At 71.9% G+C, this 14422-nt stretch carries 12 protein-coding genes and 1 tRNA gene; 4 read left to right on the forward strand and 9 right to left on the reverse strand.

Going from position 1 to position 14422, the window contains the following annotated elements; translation table 11 throughout:
• The first annotated feature begins 84 nt into the window (after positions 1-84).
• Both alaS and prfB read left to right on the forward strand, forming a co-directional pair.
• A complete protein-coding gene (gene alaS, locus K3554_RS09995; protein WP_259939789.1) occupies positions 85-2733 on the forward strand; it encodes an alanine--tRNA ligase in 2649 nt (882 codons plus the stop codon).
• A 56-nt stretch (positions 2734-2789) separates the two neighbouring features.
• Complete coding sequence (gene prfB / locus K3554_RS10000; protein WP_259939791.1) at positions 2790-3917, forward strand: peptide chain release factor 2; 1128 nt, start codon at positions 2790-2792, stop codon at positions 3915-3917.
• Here prfB and K3554_RS10005 read toward each other — a convergent pair.
• From K3554_RS10005 to lipB, 6 genes are all read right to left on the reverse strand, one after another.
• Complete coding sequence (locus tag K3554_RS10005; RefSeq protein ID WP_259939793.1) at positions 3914-4369, reverse strand: DUF2244 domain-containing protein; 456 nt, start codon at positions 4367-4369, stop codon at positions 3914-3916. The two genes, prfB and K3554_RS10005, sit on opposite strands and share 4 nt — an antisense overlap.
• A 62-nt stretch (positions 4370-4431) precedes the next feature.
• Positions 4432-6105, reverse strand: a complete 1674-nt coding sequence (gene ctaD / locus K3554_RS10010; RefSeq protein ID WP_259939794.1) for a cytochrome c oxidase subunit I — start codon at positions 6103-6105, stop codon at positions 4432-4434.
• Between the two features lie 139 nt (positions 6106-6244).
• Positions 6245-6745 (reverse strand): isoprenylcysteine carboxyl methyltransferase family protein, encoded by a 501-nt coding sequence (locus K3554_RS10015; protein ID WP_259939796.1) that lies wholly within the window; start codon positions 6743-6745, stop codon positions 6245-6247.
• On the reverse strand, positions 6742-7809 hold the full coding sequence (locus K3554_RS10020; protein WP_259939798.1) for a type III polyketide synthase: 1068 nt from the start codon (positions 7807-7809) through the stop codon (positions 6742-6744). The genes K3554_RS10015 and K3554_RS10020 overlap by 4 nt, the downstream gene beginning before the upstream one ends.
• A gap of 84 nt (positions 7810-7893) precedes the next feature.
• Complete coding sequence (locus K3554_RS10025; RefSeq protein ID WP_259939800.1) at positions 7894-8088, reverse strand: hypothetical protein; 195 nt, start codon at positions 8086-8088, stop codon at positions 7894-7896.
• A gap of 96 nt (positions 8089-8184) precedes the next feature.
• The gene (gene lipB, locus K3554_RS10030) at positions 8185-8832 is read right to left on the reverse strand and encodes a lipoyl(octanoyl) transferase LipB (protein WP_259939803.1); all 648 of its coding nucleotides are present in this window, start codon (positions 8830-8832) and stop codon (positions 8185-8187) included.
• 106 nt (positions 8833-8938) lie between these two features.
• On the opposite strand from lipB, the gene K3554_RS10035 reads away from it, so the two are divergent.
• Both K3554_RS10035 and K3554_RS10040 read left to right on the forward strand, forming a co-directional pair.
• Positions 8939-9025: transfer RNA gene (locus tag K3554_RS10035), tRNA-Leu, on the forward strand.
• Positions 9026-9225: 200 nt separating this feature from the next.
• Positions 9226-9387, forward strand: coding sequence for a hypothetical protein (locus tag K3554_RS10040; RefSeq protein WP_259939809.1), 162 nt, complete (start codon positions 9226-9228; stop codon positions 9385-9387).
• On the opposite strand, the gene K3554_RS10045 is transcribed toward K3554_RS10040, so the two are convergent.
• The 3 genes from K3554_RS10045 to pepN form a co-directional block, all read right to left on the reverse strand.
• Positions 9384-10253, reverse strand: coding sequence for a 1-acyl-sn-glycerol-3-phosphate acyltransferase (locus K3554_RS10045; protein ID WP_259939810.1), 870 nt, complete (start codon positions 10251-10253; stop codon positions 9384-9386). The genes K3554_RS10040 and K3554_RS10045 overlap by 4 nt on opposite strands.
• Positions 10254-10441: 188 nt before the next feature.
• Positions 10442-11731 carry an alpha/beta fold hydrolase gene (locus K3554_RS10050; RefSeq protein WP_259939811.1) on the reverse strand — a complete coding sequence of 430 codons (1290 nt, stop codon included), beginning with the start codon at positions 11729-11731 and terminating at the stop codon, positions 10442-10444.
• 86 nt (positions 11732-11817) lie between these two features.
• Positions 11818-14358, reverse strand: a complete 2541-nt coding sequence (gene pepN, locus K3554_RS10055) for an aminopeptidase N (protein WP_259939812.1) — start codon at positions 14356-14358, stop codon at positions 11818-11820.
• Positions 14359-14422: the final 64 nt, after the last annotated feature.

Here is a 14422-nt window from a genome sequence, read left to right on the forward strand (position 1 = left end):
TCGCGTTCGGGGGCCTTCCGCCCGCGGTGGACAGCCCCCACGCCCCCCGCTAGACCCGCGCGCGCACCTCCGGAGACGCGCCCCATGCCCAGCCTGAACGACATCCGCTCGACCTTCCTCGGATACTTCGAGCGGCAGGGCCACGCCGTGGTGGACAGCTCGCCCCTGGTGCCCCGCAACGACCCCACGCTGATGTTCACGAACTCCGGCATGGTGCAGTTCAAGAACGTCTTCACCGGCGTCGAGAGCCGGCCCTACGACCGCGCGACCACCTCCCAGAAGTGCGTGCGTGCGGGCGGCAAGCACAACGACCTCGACAACGTCGGCTACACCGCGCGCCACCACACCTTCTTCGAGATGCTCGGCAACTTCAGCTTCGGCGACTACTTCAAATCCGACGCGATCCCCTTCGCCTGGGAGCTGATCACCAAGGAGTTCGGCATCGACCCGAGCCGCCTGCTCGTCACGGTCTACCACACCGACGACGAGGCCGCCGCGATCTGGAAGAAGGCTGCCGGCCTGCCCGACGAGCGCATCATCCGCATCGCGTCCGACGACAACTTCTGGCGCATGGGGCCCACGGGGCCCTGCGGCCCCTGCACCGAGATCTTCTACGATCACGGCGACCACATCCCCGGCGGCCCCCCGGGCTCCCCGGACGAGGACGGCGACCGGTTCATCGAGATCTGGAACCTCGTGTTCATGCAGAACGAGCAGTTCGCGGACGGCACCATGCGCCCGCTCGACATGCAGTCCATCGACACCGGCATGGGGCTGGAGCGGATCGGCGCGCTGCTGCAGGGCAAGCACGACAACTACGACACCGACCTGATGCGCGCGCTGATCGAGGCGTCGGCCCACGCCACCTCGACCGACCCCGACGGGCCGGACCGGATGCACCACCGGGTGATCGCCGACCACCTGCGCTCCACGTCGTTCCTGATCGCCGACGGGGTGATGCCGTCGAACGAGGGCCGCGGCTACGTGCTGCGCCGGATCATCCGCCGCGCCGTGCGCCACGCCCACCAGGCCGGCGCGCAGGACCCGCTGATGCACCGGCTGGTACCGGCGCTCGTGCGCGAGATGGGGCAGGCCTACCCCGAGCTGCGCCGCGCCGAGGCGCTGGTCGAGGAGACCCTGCGCGGCGAGGAAGAGCGGTTCCGCCGCACCCTCGACCGCGGCCTGCGGCTCCTGGACGACGAGCTGGCCAAGCTCCCCGGCGGTGCGGCGCTGCCGGGCGACGCGGCGTTCCGGCTCTACGACACCCACGGCTTCCCCCTGGACCTGACCGCCGACGCGCTGCGCGAGCAGGGCCGGACGGTCGACACCGCCGGCTTCGATGCGGCGATGGAGGAGCAGCGCGCGCGGGCGCGGGCGGCGTGGTCCGGCTCGGGCGAGACGGCGGATGCGGCCGTGTGGTTCGAGATCGCCGACGCGCTGGGGACCACCGAGTTCCTCGGCTACGACGACGAGACCGCCGAGGGGCAGGTGCAGGCCCTCGTGCGCGACGGCGCGCGCGTGGACGCGGCGAAGGCGGGCGAAAGCGTCGGGCTGGTCGCGAACCAGACGCCGTTCTACGCCGAGGCGGGCGGGCAGGTGGGCGACACCGGCACGGTGCGCACCGACACCGGCCGCGCCCGCGTCACCGACACTCGCAAGGTGGCCGGCGTGTTCGTCCACATGTGCGAGGTCGAGGAGGGCGAGGTCCGCACCGGGCAGGCCGCCGAGCTGGCAGTCGACCGCGCGCGCCGGCAGGCGATCCGCGCCAACCACTCCGCCACGCACCTCCTGAACGAGGCGCTGCGCTCCGCCCTGGGCGCGCACGTGGTGCAGCGCGGCTCGCTCAACGCACCCGACCGCTTGCGCTTCGACTTCAGCCACGGCGAGGCGGTGCCCGCCGAGACGCTCGCCGCGGTGGAGGCGGAGGTGAACGCGATGATCCGCCAGAACGGCGGCATCTCCACCCGCATCATGACCCCCGACGACGCCCGCGCCCTGGGCGCGCAGGCGCTGTTCGGCGAGAAGTACGGCGACGAGGTGCGCGTGGTGTCGATGGGCCGGCAGGAGGGCTCGGGCAAGGGCGCGGACGGCGCGACCTACTCGATCGAGCTGTGCGGCGGTACCCACGTGCGGCGCCTCGGCGAGATCGGGGCGTTCGTGACCCTCGGGGACAGCGCCATCGCCTCGGGCGTGCGCCGCGTCGAGGCGCTGACCGGAGACGCGGCAATGCGCCACCTGCGCGCGCAGGCCGACCGGATGGGCCAGCTCGCCGGGCTGTTCCGCGCCGCGCCCGAGGAGGTGGGCGACCGGGTCCGCGCGCTGATGGACGAGCGCAAGGCGCTCCAGGCCGAGGTCGCGCGCCTGCGCCGCGAGGCGGCCATGGGCGGCGGCGCGGACGCCCGCGAGATCAACGGGATGCAGGCCGTCCTTCAGGTGGTCGAGGGCGTGTCCGGCAAGGACCTCGCCGCGATGATCGACGCGCAGAAGCAGGCGCTCGGCTCGGGCATCGTGGCGCTGATCGCGGACACGGGCGGCAAGCCGGCGGTGGCCGTGGGCGTGACCAAGGACCTGACGGGCCGCATCACCGCCCCCGACCTCGTGAAGGTCGCCGTGGAAGCCTTGGGCGGGCGCGGCGGCGGCGGGCGGCCCGAGATGGCGCAGGGCGGCGGCGCGGACATCGCGCAGGCGCAGGCGGCGCTGAAGGCGGTGGAGCGCGCGATCGCGGCGGCCTGACTTGTGACCGCCCCGCCGCGCCTTTAGGTGCCGTTCGACCCCTTCGGAGGAACCCCATGCGCGCGGAAGTCCAAGCCAACGTCGAGAAGATCGCCCGGTCGGTGGACCTGCTCAAGCGCCGTCTCGACTGGGAGACGGCGCCGCACCGGCTGGAGGAGTTCAACGCGATGATCGAGGATCCCACCCTGTGGGACGATCCGGCCCGCGCGCAGACCCTCATGCGCGACCGCCAGCAGCTCATGGACTCCATCGAGGGCATCGAGGCGCTGGAGCGCGACACCTCCGACAACGTCGAGATGATCGAGCTCGGCGACATGGAAGGCGACAAGGAGGTGGTGGCCGAGGCCGAGGCGGCCATCGCCAAGCTGGTCGCCGTGGCGGCCGAGAAGGAGCTGGAGGCGCTGCTCGACGGCGAGGCTGACGGCAACGACACCTTCCTCGAGATCAACTCCGGCGCCGGCGGCACCGAGTCCTGCGACTGGGCCGCGATGCTCGCGCGCATGTACACCCGCTGGGCCGAGAAGCGCGGCTACGACGTGGAGCTGCAGTCCATGAGCCCCGGCGAGGAGGCGGGCATCAAGTCCGCCGCCTACAAGATCAGCGGCAAGAACGCCTACGGATGGCTCAAGAGCGAGTCGGGCGTCCACCGCCTCGTGCGCATCTCGCCCTACGACTCGTCGGCCCGGCGCCACACCAGCTTCTGCTCGGTCTGGGTCTACCCGGTGGTCGACGACAACATCGAGATCGACGTCCAGCCGAACGACATCCGCATCGACACCTACCGCTCCTCGGGCGCGGGCGGGCAGCACGTGAACACCACCGACTCGGCGGTGCGGATCACGCACCTGCCCACCAACATCGTGGTGACGAGCTCCGAGAAGTCCCAGCACCAGAACCGCGACATCGCCATGAAGGCGCTGAAGTCGCGCCTCTACCAGCTGGAACTCGACCGCCGGAACGCCGAGATCAACGCCGCCCACGAGGCCAAGGGCGAGGCGGGCTGGGGCAACCAGATCCGCTCCTACGTGCTGCAGCCCTACCAGATGGTGAAGGATCTGCGGACCGGCTTCGAGACCTCGGACACGGGCGGCGTGCTCGACGGCGCCCTCGACGGCCTCATGGCCAGCGTGCTGGCCCACGACGTCGCCGGCAAGAGCCGCGCCGAGGCGGGCGCGGGCGACTAGGCCTTCGCCGCCCGCAGCCCCTCGCGCAGCACGGCTGCCAGCTCGCGCCGCTCGGAGGGGGTCAGGAACGCGCCGATCTCCACGGCCCTCGGGCCGCCTTCCAGCGTGACGTAATCCTCCACGGGGCCGCCCTCGTGGCGCAGCTCCACGCGGACCCAGTAGGGGTTCGCCTCCCACTCGCGCGCTGCCTCGTTCGCGGCCTCGCGGCGCAGGCTCGCCCGCTCGCGGGTCAGCGCGAAGGTCTCCAGGATCCGGCGGTCGCGCCACGAGCGCTTGAGCGCCAGCCACAGGATGCCCACGGCGCCCAGCGCGAAGGGCAGGATGCCCCAGAGCGCCGCCGTGCCCACCAGCGCCAGCAGCGGCAGGGAGATCACCGCCAGCGCCACGCCGATGGCCCAGACGAAGCCCACGGGCGGCAGCGACTGGTGCGGCCACAGCGAGAGCCGCAGCACGCAAGAGGAGGCCCCGGACGATGCCGGGGCCTCCAGACTTCTGTGCTCGACGCGGAACGGCATCAGTGGTGCGCGTGCCGCTCCCAGACCTCGCGGGTGGGAAGCTGCTCGAAGGTGTGCTCCGGCGGCGGGTTCGGCAGGATCCACTCCAGCGTGTCGGCGTGCTCGCCCCAGTAGGCCGGCTCTTCCACGGTGCGGCCGCGCAGGAGCGTGTAGGCCACGATGCCGATGAAGAAGAGGAACGAGGCGAAGCTCAGGAACGCGCCCCAGGACGAGACCTCGTGCCACAGCGCGAAGGCGTCCGGGTAGTCGATGTAGCGCCGGGGCATGCCCTGGCGGCCCAGGAAGTGCTGCGGGAAGAAGGTGAGGTTGGCACCGATGAAGAAGATCCAGAAGTGCACCTTGCCCGCCCACTCGGGGTACTGCCGGCCCGACATCTTGCCGATCCAGTAGTAGACCCCCGCGAAGATCCCGAACACGGCGCCCAGGGACATCACGTAGTGGAAGTGCGCGACCACGTAGTAGGTGTCGTGGTAGGCGCGGTCGATGCCGGCCTGGCTCAGCACGATGCCGGTCACGCCGCCGAGGGTGAACAGGAAGATGAAGCCGATCGCGAACAGCATCGGCGTCTTGAACTCCACCGAGCCGCCCCACATCGTCGCGATCCACGAGAAGATCTTCACGCCCGTCGGCACCGCGATCACCATGGTGGCGACCATGAAGTAGCTCTGCTGCGTCAGCGACATGCCCACGGTGTACATGTGGTGCGCCCACACGACGAAGCCCAGCGCGCCGATGGCGACCATGGCGTAGACCATCGGCAGGTAGCCGAAGATCGGCTTCTTCGAGAAGGTCGACACGATGTGCGAGATGATGCCGAAGGCCGGCAGGATCACGATGTAGACCTCGGGGTGCCCGAAGAACCACAGGATGTGCTGGTAGAGCAGGGGATCGCCGCCGCCCGAGGGGTCGAAGAACGTGGTCCCGAAGTTGCGGTCCGTCAGCAGCATGGTGATGGCGCCGGCCAGCACGGGCAGGGCCAGAAGGATCAGCCACGCGGTCACGAAGATCGACCAGGCGAACAGCGGCACCTTGTGCAGCGTCATGCCCGGCGCGCGCATGTTCAGGAACGTGGTGATGATGTTGATCGCGCCCAGGATCGACGAGGCGCCCGAGACGTGCACCGCGAAGATGGCGATGTCCGTGGACATGCCCGCCTCGGAGGTCGACAGCGGCGGGTAGAGCACCCAGCCGATGCCCGAGCCGGTCTGCCCGTTGCCGCCCGGCACGAACAGCGACAGCACGGCCAGCGAGGTGCCCGCGAAGAACAGCCAGAAGCTCAGGTTGTTGAGGCGGGGGAAGGCCATGTCCGGCGCGCCGATGTGCAGCGGCATAAAGTAGTTGCCGAAGCCGCCGAACAGCGCGGGGATGACCACGAAGAACATCATGGTGATGCCGTGGCCCGTGATCAGCACGTTCCACAGGTGGCCGTTGGGGGTGCAGGTGCCCGGCTCGGCGGCCCACAGGCGCGCGCCCTCGAGGCACATGAACTGGACGCCGGGCTCCATGAGCTCGAGGCGCATGTACACCGTCATCGCCACCGAGATGAATCCGGCGATGCCGGAGACGATCAGGTAGAGGATGCCGATGTCCTTGTGGTTCGTGGACATGAACCACCGCGTGAAGAAGCCTGGCTTCTCGTGGTGGTCGTGGCCCGAGATGGCGGCGTCTGCCATTCGCGTGCTCCGATGCTGGTGGGCGGGCACGGATCGGCCCTGGGTGTTCCCGCGAGGTTCTATCGCCCGGGGCGGGGCGGGGCAACGGACGGGCCGCGGGAAAATCGTCGCAGGCCGCGCGGGCGCGGGGCGCCCGGCCTCAGTCCCGCCGGCGCAGCGGCGCCAGCGCCTTCGCCTCGGCCGGGATGCGGATCAGCGCCAGCACGAGGATGTTCATCACCCCGAAGAACAGCGCCACCGAGCCGAGTCCGAGCACCATCGGCGCCACGAACATCTCGGTGATCACCACCGCGTAGTTCGGATGGGGAATCAGCCGGAACGGACCCCGCGCCACCAAGGGCTCGTCCAGCACCACGATGCGCGTGGTCCAGCGCGGCCCCAGGGTCGCCAGCACCCAGGCCCGCAGCACCTGCAGCACCGCGAAGGCCGCCAGCCATCCCAGGTGCACCGGCTGGTCCCACCCCAGCACCACCATCGCCACCAGCCACGCCGCGTGCATCGCCACGATCAGCGGGTAGTGCGCCGCGCCGTGCTCCACGGCGCCGCGCTCCAGGAGGCGCGCGGTGTTGCGGCGGGCGATCATCAGCTCCGCCAGCCGCTGTACGGCGAGGAACACGAGGAACAGGATCGCCGTGGTCATGCAGCCACGTCCACCGGCGCGAAGCTCGCCGTGAAGCCCGGGCCCAGCGCGGCCGTCATCATCCGGCCCGTGCGCCCGGCGCGGATCGCCGCGTCGAGCACGAACAGCACCGTGGGTGCGCTCATGTTGCCGTGGGCGCGCAGCACCTCGCGCTCGATGTCGAGCGCGCCCTGTCCCAGCTCCAGCGACGATTCGAGCGCCTGGATCACCTTGGCCCCGCCGGGATGGCAGATCAGCCGGTCGACGCTGGCGCGGCTGCGGCCCATGCGCGCGAAGGACGCCGCCACGGCGCCCGCCATGTGGCGCGTGGCGAAGTCGGGGATCGAGCGGTCGAAGACCACGCCCAGCCCTTCGTCGTCCACGTCCCAGCCCATGATGCCCAGCGTGTCGGGCCAGCGGTGCTGGGCGCCGGGCGCGCAGGTCACCGCGCCCTCGCCGCACTCGAGGCAGGCCGCCGCGGCGCCGTCGCCGAAGAGCACGGTGGCGATGATGTCGGCCTTCTCCAGCCGGTCGGTGCGGAACGAGACGGTGCAGGCCTCGACCACGACCAGCAGCACCTTCGTGCCCGGCGCGCCCTGCGCCAGCTGCGCGGCGACCGACAGCCCCGAGGCCCCGCCCGCGCAGCCCAGCCCGAACACCGGCACCCGCAGCACGTCGGCGCGAAAGCCCATCTCCGAGGCCACGAGCGCCTCCAACGTCGGCGTGGCGACGCCGGTGGAGGAGACGGTGACGATCGTGTCCACCGCGTCCGCCTCCCACCCGGCCTCGGCCAGGGCCGCGCGGGCCGCGTCGCGGAACAGCGCGGAGCAGCCCGAGAGGTAGGCGTCGTTGCGCTCCTTCCAGCCGATGCTCCGGTCGTCGAACCACTCGAACGGCACCACCGAGCGGCGCGCGTCGATCCCGGCGCTGGCGAAGGTGGTCATCAGGCGCTTGAGCTGCGGGTAGCGCGGCCCGAGCACCTCCTCGGCGCGGCGGCCCACCACGTCCTGGGGCAGCGCGTGGGGGGCGAGCGCCGTGGCGAGGCCGCGCATCGCGACCGGCAGCGGCGGGGAGGAATCGAACATGGGGGCCTCGGGGAATGGGGTCCGCGGGCCACATGGCGCACGCGCGCCCCCTATCAAGGCGCGAGCGCGTGATCGGGCGCGGCGCTACTCGGCGGGCGCGGCGGCCACCGGCGACACCGCGGTCGCCGCGTTGGCCGAGGCCCCGCGCTCCAGCGCGCCGTCGGCGAGGCCGAGGAGGGCGAGCGTCAGCGCCACGACGGCGCCGGTCATGCTGAGGAAGTCGAGGTCGACCCGGCCCGAGGGGTCGCGAAGGAAGCGGGCGATGATGCGAGTGTCCATGGGAGGAGAGGGCCGGTGAACCGCGGCGCGAGGCGCGCCGATCCGTGGCGGAAACCGGGCGAGCCCCGGCAGGCGGCGTTGCGCCCGCGCAAACGCCTACCAGGGCGCGGTGCGCCGCAGGGCCGCGTCCAGATCCGCCATGCCCACCGGCAGGCCGAGGTCCACCAGCGAAGTCACGCCGTGCCCGCGGATGCCGCAGGGCACGATCCCGTCGAAATGGCCGAGGTCCGGCTCCACGTTGATGCTGATCCCGTGGAAGCTGACCCAGCGCCGAAGCCGGATGCCGATGGCGGCGATCTTGTCCTCGCGCGGCGTGCCGTCGGGCAGGGGGGCGAGGTCGGGCCGCTCGATCCACACGCCCACGCGCCCAGCGCGGATGTGCCCCCGCAGCCCGAACTCCGCGAGCGCGGCGATCACCCAGCCCTCCAGCGTCTCCACGAAGCGGCGCACGTCGCGGCCGCGATTCCCGACGTCCAGCATCGCGTAGACCACGCGCTGCCCCGGCCCGTGATAGGTGTACTGCCCGCCGCGCCGCGCCTCAAAGACCGGGAAGCGGTCCGGCGCATGGAGGTCCTCGGGGCGCGCCGACGTGCCGGCGGTGTAGAGCGGCGGATGCTCCAGCAGCCACAGGCATTCGGGCGCCGTGCCCTCGAGGATGCGCTCCACCCGCCGCTCCATGAACGCAAGCGCCTCGGGGTAGGGCACGGGGGCGGGGGCGGTGATCCATTCGGGGGCGCGGGACATGGGGCCCGATAGCGCCCGAACGGCCCCGGAATGCAAGCGATCCGCGCGCGCAGATTCCCGCTTGAGGCCGAAACCCCCCTTCGCTAAGAGGCCCGCACCAACCCGTGCGGTCGTGGCGGAATTGGTAGACGCGCAGCGTTGAGGTCGCTGTGGGGTAACTCCCGTGGAAGTTCGAGTCTTCTCGACCGCACCATTCGAAAGCGCCGTCCCCCGACGAGGGGGGCGGCGCTTTCGCGTTCCGGGGCCGCGCGTCGCCGATACCTAAACATTATCTAAAACAGTATCTTGCGGGCCGACCTTCACCGGCCTCGTGCCGCAATCCCGCCGCCCCGCGCGCGGCATCCTTCCCGGGTCAACCGCGCCGCCCGGCGCCCGAACCCGGAAGGTCCGCCCATGTTCTCGATCGAGATGCACCGCGTCACCGCCGCCCTCGCCGTCGCCGCCTCGTCCGACGACGCCACGCCACCCGTGCCGCCGATGCCCGCCCACGCGGGCGCGCGCCCCGTCGCGCCGGCGGCGGCGCCCCGGCCGATCTGCGATCACTTCGTGTTCTAGGCTCCGGCGGGCAGGGGCCGCGAGCCGGGGCGGTGGCGCCGCAGGTCGATCGCGCCGCCGCGCCCGTCGCCGAGCCGCAGGGTGGCCTCGCGAAGCACCGCGATCCCCTCCTCTGCGCCCTTCGGCAGGCTCGCCCCGTCGATGGGCCGCCCGAACGAGATCTCGAAGGGCTGCACGTCCTTGTTCAGCGTCTCGTGGAACAGGGTGATGTCGCGCAACGTGGGGTGGATCGCGTCGAAGGCGTAGAACATCGCCGAGTTGCGCGCCCGGATGTGGCAGGGAATCACCGGCAGGGCGTTCTTGCGCGCGATCATCGCCGCCGAGGCCATCCAGGGCCGCTCGTGCAGCCGCAGCCCCCGCCGCTTGGCCAGGCGCCCCGCCGGGAAGATCACGCCGAGGCGCCCCGCGTCGAGGAAGGCCCGCGTCTGGGCCATGGTCTCGCGCGTCTTGGCCATGGTGCGCAGGCTCTCGCGCCACTCGACGGGCACGATGATGTCGCGGAACTGGGGCAGCACCCGCAGGATGTCGCTGTTGGCGTAGTAGAAGGCGTCGGAGCGCCGGCGCAGCAGCAGGTCGTGCATGACGATGCCGTCGGCGATGCCGGTGGGGTGGTTCGAGACCACGAGGGCCGGGCCGCTCGCCGGCACGTTCTCCAGCCCCGTGACGTGGACGCGGCGCGCGATCCGGCGGGCGAGGTCGGCCATGATCTCGGGCACGGCGCGGTCCACGTAGTGCGTGCCGATCTCGACCGAGCGCTCGTAGGCCAGCAGCCGGCCGAGAACCACCCAGGCGGAGCGGGCGGCCAGTCCGCCGCGGAACAACCAGGGGGCGCGCTCGGCGATCAGCGGGTCGAGACGGTCGCGCATGGCGCTTCCTTTCGCATGGCCGTCGCAGGGAAACCCCCTGCCGTGCGGGTGAGGTATGTCGCAAGACCCCCCGAGGCTAGCACAAATTACGCGGGGGCGCCCCCCGCGCCCCCGTCCGGGCACCGCACCGGCGGGCGCGCGGCGCAGCCCGTGCCCGCCGCCCGGCCGCCGTTTCCGCGGCCCGCGACCTACTCCCCGGCCGCGCGCCGTTCCAGCCGCAGGCCCACCGCCGTCCGGTCCGGGAATCCCGGCCAGTAGGTGTGGCCGGCGTTCTCGGATCCGTCCTCGGCCCGGTCCACGACGCCCTCCGCGGCCTCCTCCACGGCCACGTCGAGGAACGCGGCCTTGTCCGCCTCGCCCTTCACGTGGGTGTCCATGAACGCCGTCACGAAGTGGGCCAGCACGTTGTTCATCCGCACCGTGTCCCAGACCGCGTCGCCGTAGTGGTCGAACGTCTTGCGCCCCAAGGCCTCGGACACCTCGTAGCTCTCGGCGGGCGCGGGCATCGGCGCGGCGGCGTTGTGGTTGGCGTTCTCGAAGGTCAGCAGTAGGCGGTCCGTGCCCGTGGTCTCCTCGAAGATCGAACGCATCGCCGGGTACTCCGACACGTCGTCCACCGAGCCGGCCACGATCATCAGCGGCTTCGAGACCCCCGCCAGCCCCTCGGCGTCCCAGAAGTCGCGGTTGCGCCCCCATGGCCCGATGGCGACCACGGCCCGGACGGCCTCGTCCGCCAGCGCGGCGTGGCTCTCGCTGCCCGCGAGGTTGCGCGCCAAGAGGTCGCCCGGCGCGTTGAACGCCGCCGGCTCGCGCCGGTCCACGGCAGCTTGCGACAGCCCGCCGCCCGCGTAGATCAGCGCCCCGTAGCCGCCCATCGAGTAGCCCACCACGCCCACCCGGTCGTCGTCGATGATCGCGCCCACCGGCCCCTCCAGTGCCTGCAGCGCGTCCACCGCGAAGGCCTGGTCCACGGGCCGGTTCGCCAGCGTCGAGGGAAAGGCGGTCTGGTCGTCGTAGGTCGAATCCGGATGGTCGAGCGAGGCCACCACGTAGCCCTTGGATGCCAGGTTCTCGCCGAGGTGGCTCAGCAGGAACCGGTTGCCCGGGTAGCCGTGCGAGATCAGGACGAGGGGATACGAGCCTTCCGCCGGCGCGGCGTCCCGCGCCGCGATCCCCTCCAGCGAGACCTCCGTCACCCCGTCGCGCAGCAGCGCGGTGTAGGTGCCGCCCGCCTCGGTGCCCTCGGCGGCCGGGTACCAGACCTCGGCGACCAGCGTGCGGTCGTAGGTCGGGGCCTCGGCCTCGGTGGCGTTCACCACGTCGATGCGTCCCGGGTCGGTGAACTCCATCGTCTGCACGCCGACGGGCAGGCTTCCGTGCGGCGCGAGCTCCGGCGCGTCGGGGCGGATCTCGTCGATGCGGTTCTGGGCGGCCAGCGGCGTGGCGGCGACGCACAGGGCGAAGGTGGCGAGTTTCATGGGCATCCTCCCTTGGATGCCCACACCCTGCCGCACTTCGCCCACCGTGCAACCGCGAGGCGCCGTTGCACGCCCCCGACGCCGCGTCAATCGGCCAGCATCCGCCCGACCATCTCGCGCAGGTCGCGGCTTCCGGCCTCGCGGGCCAGCTGCTCCAGCGCGTCGCGCATCATCGCCTGCCGGTCCGCGTCCCACAGCGCCCGGGTCGAGAAGGCGCTGCTCAGGCGCGCGGCCATCTGCGGGTTCGTCGCGTCCATCTCGACCAGCCGCTCCGCCACGAAGCGGTAGCCCGACCCGTCCGCGCGGTGGAACCCGGCCATGTTGCCCGCCAGCGCCCCGATCACGGCGCGGAAGCGGTTCGGGTTCGACGGGTCGAAGTCCGGTCGCCGGATCAGCGTCTCGGCAACCGCGACGGCCACGTCGGGCGCGGCGTGGCTGACCTGCGCCGAGAACCACTTGTCCATCACCAGCCGGTCGTGGCGCCAGTCCGCCTCGAACGCCGCCGCCACGGACGGGTCGCCCGCCTCCAGGAGGCAGGCGAAGGCCGCCATCCGGTCGGTCATGTTGTCGGCCTCGGCATAGGCCACGCGCGCGGCCTCCCCGCCGTCGAGCCGCGTGCGGAGGCGCAGGAGCACCCCCGCGAGGCTCCGCCGCCCCGCGTCCGCCGCATCCGGCGAGTAGGGCACCTTCACGCGGCACGCCGCCCGCAACGCGTCGAGGTCGTCCCCGAGCCGCTCCGCCAGCGCGCGCTGCGCCGCCTCGCGGGTGGCGCGGATGCGGTCCGGGTCGGGCACCACGCCCGCCTCGTGCACCGCCTGCGCCAGATCGTCCTCGCTCGGCAGCGACAGGGCGAGCGCGCGGAAGGCCGGGTCCGCCTCCGCGTCGGTCGCGACCCGGTGCATAGCGTCCAGCCAGCCCGCGTCGAAGGCGCGTCCCTCGGCGGCGTGGCGCACCAGACGGTCCTTGGACAGCGCGCGCCCCGCCTCCCAGCGGGCGAAGGGATCGGTGTCATGGGCCAGCAGCACCAGCCGGTCGGCGTCGGACTGCCCGGCATCCAGGATCACGGGCGCCGAGAACCCCCGCAGCATCGACGGCACGGGGCGCTCGGCCACGGCGATCTCCAACGAACCCGTCGCTTCGGTCAGCTCGAAGACCTGGGTCGGGGCGATCTCCCGCCCGTCCTCGGACAGGAGGCCGAAGGCGAGGGGGATCACCATCGGACGCTTCTCGGTCTGGCCCGGCGTCGGCGGCACGGCCTGTCCGAACTCGAGGCGATACGTGCCGTCCGCGAAGCTCTCGCGCACCGTGACGCGCGGCGTGCCGGCCTGGCTGTACCACAGCGCGAACTGCGCGAGGTCCCGCCCCGACGCCTCCTCGAAGCAGGCGAGCCAGTCCTCGATCGTGCAGGCCTCGCCGTCGTGGCGCTCGAAGTAGAGCTGCGCGCCGCGCTCGAACGCAGCGTCGCCCACCAGCACGCGCAGCATGCGGATCACCTCGGCGCCCTTCTCGTAGACGGTGGCGGTGTAGAAGTTGTTGATCTCCACGAAGCTCTCGGGCCGCACCGGATGGGCCAGCGGGCCGGCATCCTCGCGGAACTGGCGCGCGCGCAACGTCAGCACCTCGCCGATCCGCTGCACCGGGGCGGAGCGCGTGTCGGCCATGAACTGCTGGTCGCGATAGACCGTCAGCCCCTCCTTCAGGCACAGCTGGAACCAGTCGCGACAGGTGATGCGATTGCCGGTCCAGTTGTGGAAGTACTCGTGCGCGACGATGCGCTCCACGAAGGCGTAGTCGGTATCCGTGGCGGTCTCGGGCGAGGCCAGCACGTAGGAGGCGTTGAAGACGTTGAGCCCCTTGTTCTCCATCGCTCCCATGTTGAAGTCGTCCACGGCCACGACGTTGAACACCGACAGGTCGTAGGCCCGGCCCCAGACCCGCTCGTCCCAGAGCATCGAGCGCTTGAGGGCGTCCATCGCGAAGCCCGTGCGCCCCTCGTCGCCCGGGCGCACCCAGACGTTCAGCGCCACGTCGCGCCCCTCCATGGTGGTGAACCGGTCCGAGGTGGCGACCAGGTTCCCGGCGACCAGCGCGAACAGGTAGGTCGGCTTCGGCCACGGGTCGTGCCACCGGCCCGGCCCCGCCTCGTCGCCGTTCGAGAGACGGACCGGCAGGTCCGCCTCGATCTCCACGTCGTAGGTCGCCATGACGTCGGGGCGATCCAGCATCCAGGTGATGCGGCGGAAGCCCTCGGCCTCGCACTGGGTGCAGTACATGCCGTTCGACATGTAGAGCCCCGACAGCGCCTTGTTGCGGACCGGCGCGATCTCGACCTCGGTCTCCAGCACGAAGCGGTCAGGGGTCTCCGGGATCGTCATGCGGTGGCCGTCGATGAGGTCCGCGAAGGGCAGGGCGGCGCCGTCGATCTCCACCCGCAGCGTCTTCAGCCCCTCGCCGTCGAGCACCATCGGGCCGTCCCCGGTCCGCTCGCAGTCCAGCCGCGCGACCACCCGCGTCGCCTCGGGGTCGAGGCGGAAGCGCAGGGCGACGTGGCGCACCGCGACGGGGGGCGGGGCGTAGTCCTTCAAGTAGACGGTCTCGGACGGGGAGGCGGGGGCGGCGTCGCGCATGGAGAGGCTCCTTTGGGCGGCATGGGTAGGCCCGCCGCCGGGGGCGCGCAACGGGGGGCGCCTG

Source organism: Jannaschia sp. W003 (assembly GCF_025144335.1).
Lineage (GTDB): Bacteria > Pseudomonadota > Alphaproteobacteria > Rhodobacterales > Rhodobacteraceae > Jannaschia.

Bases quoted from the DNA above. Each gene is read 5' to 3' on its own strand.
- alaS (WP_259939789.1), top strand. From the start codon at position 85: ATGCCCAGCCTGAACGACATCCGCTCGACCTTCCTCGGATACTTCGAG.
- prfB (WP_259939791.1), top strand. From the start codon at position 2,790: ATGCGCGCGGAAGTCCAAGCCAACGTCGAGAAGATCGCCCGGTCGGTG.
- ctaD (WP_259939794.1), bottom strand. From the start codon at position 6,105: ATGGCAGACGCCGCCATCTCGGGCCACGACCACCACGAGAAGCCAGGC.
- K3554_RS10015 (WP_259939796.1), bottom strand. From the start codon at position 6,745: ATGACCACGGCGATCCTGTTCCTCGTGTTCCTCGCCGTACAGCGGCTG.
- K3554_RS10020 (WP_259939798.1), bottom strand. From the start codon at position 7,809: ATGTTCGATTCCTCCCCGCCGCTGCCGGTCGCGATGCGCGGCCTCGCC.
- K3554_RS10025 (WP_259939800.1), bottom strand. From the start codon at position 8,088: ATGGACACTCGCATCATCGCCCGCTTCCTTCGCGACCCCTCGGGCCGG.
- lipB (WP_259939803.1), bottom strand. From the start codon at position 8,832: ATGTCCCGCGCCCCCGAATGGATCACCGCCCCCGCCCCCGTGCCCTAC.
- K3554_RS10040 (WP_259939809.1), top strand. From the start codon at position 9,226: ATGTTCTCGATCGAGATGCACCGCGTCACCGCCGCCCTCGCCGTCGCC.
- K3554_RS10045 (WP_259939810.1), bottom strand. From the start codon at position 10,253: ATGCGCGACCGTCTCGACCCGCTGATCGCCGAGCGCGCCCCCTGGTTG.
- K3554_RS10050 (WP_259939811.1), bottom strand. From the start codon at position 11,731: ATGAAACTCGCCACCTTCGCCCTGTGCGTCGCCGCCACGCCGCTGGCC.
- pepN (WP_259939812.1), bottom strand. From the start codon at position 14,358: ATGCGCGACGCCGCCCCCGCCTCCCCGTCCGAGACCGTCTACTTGAAG.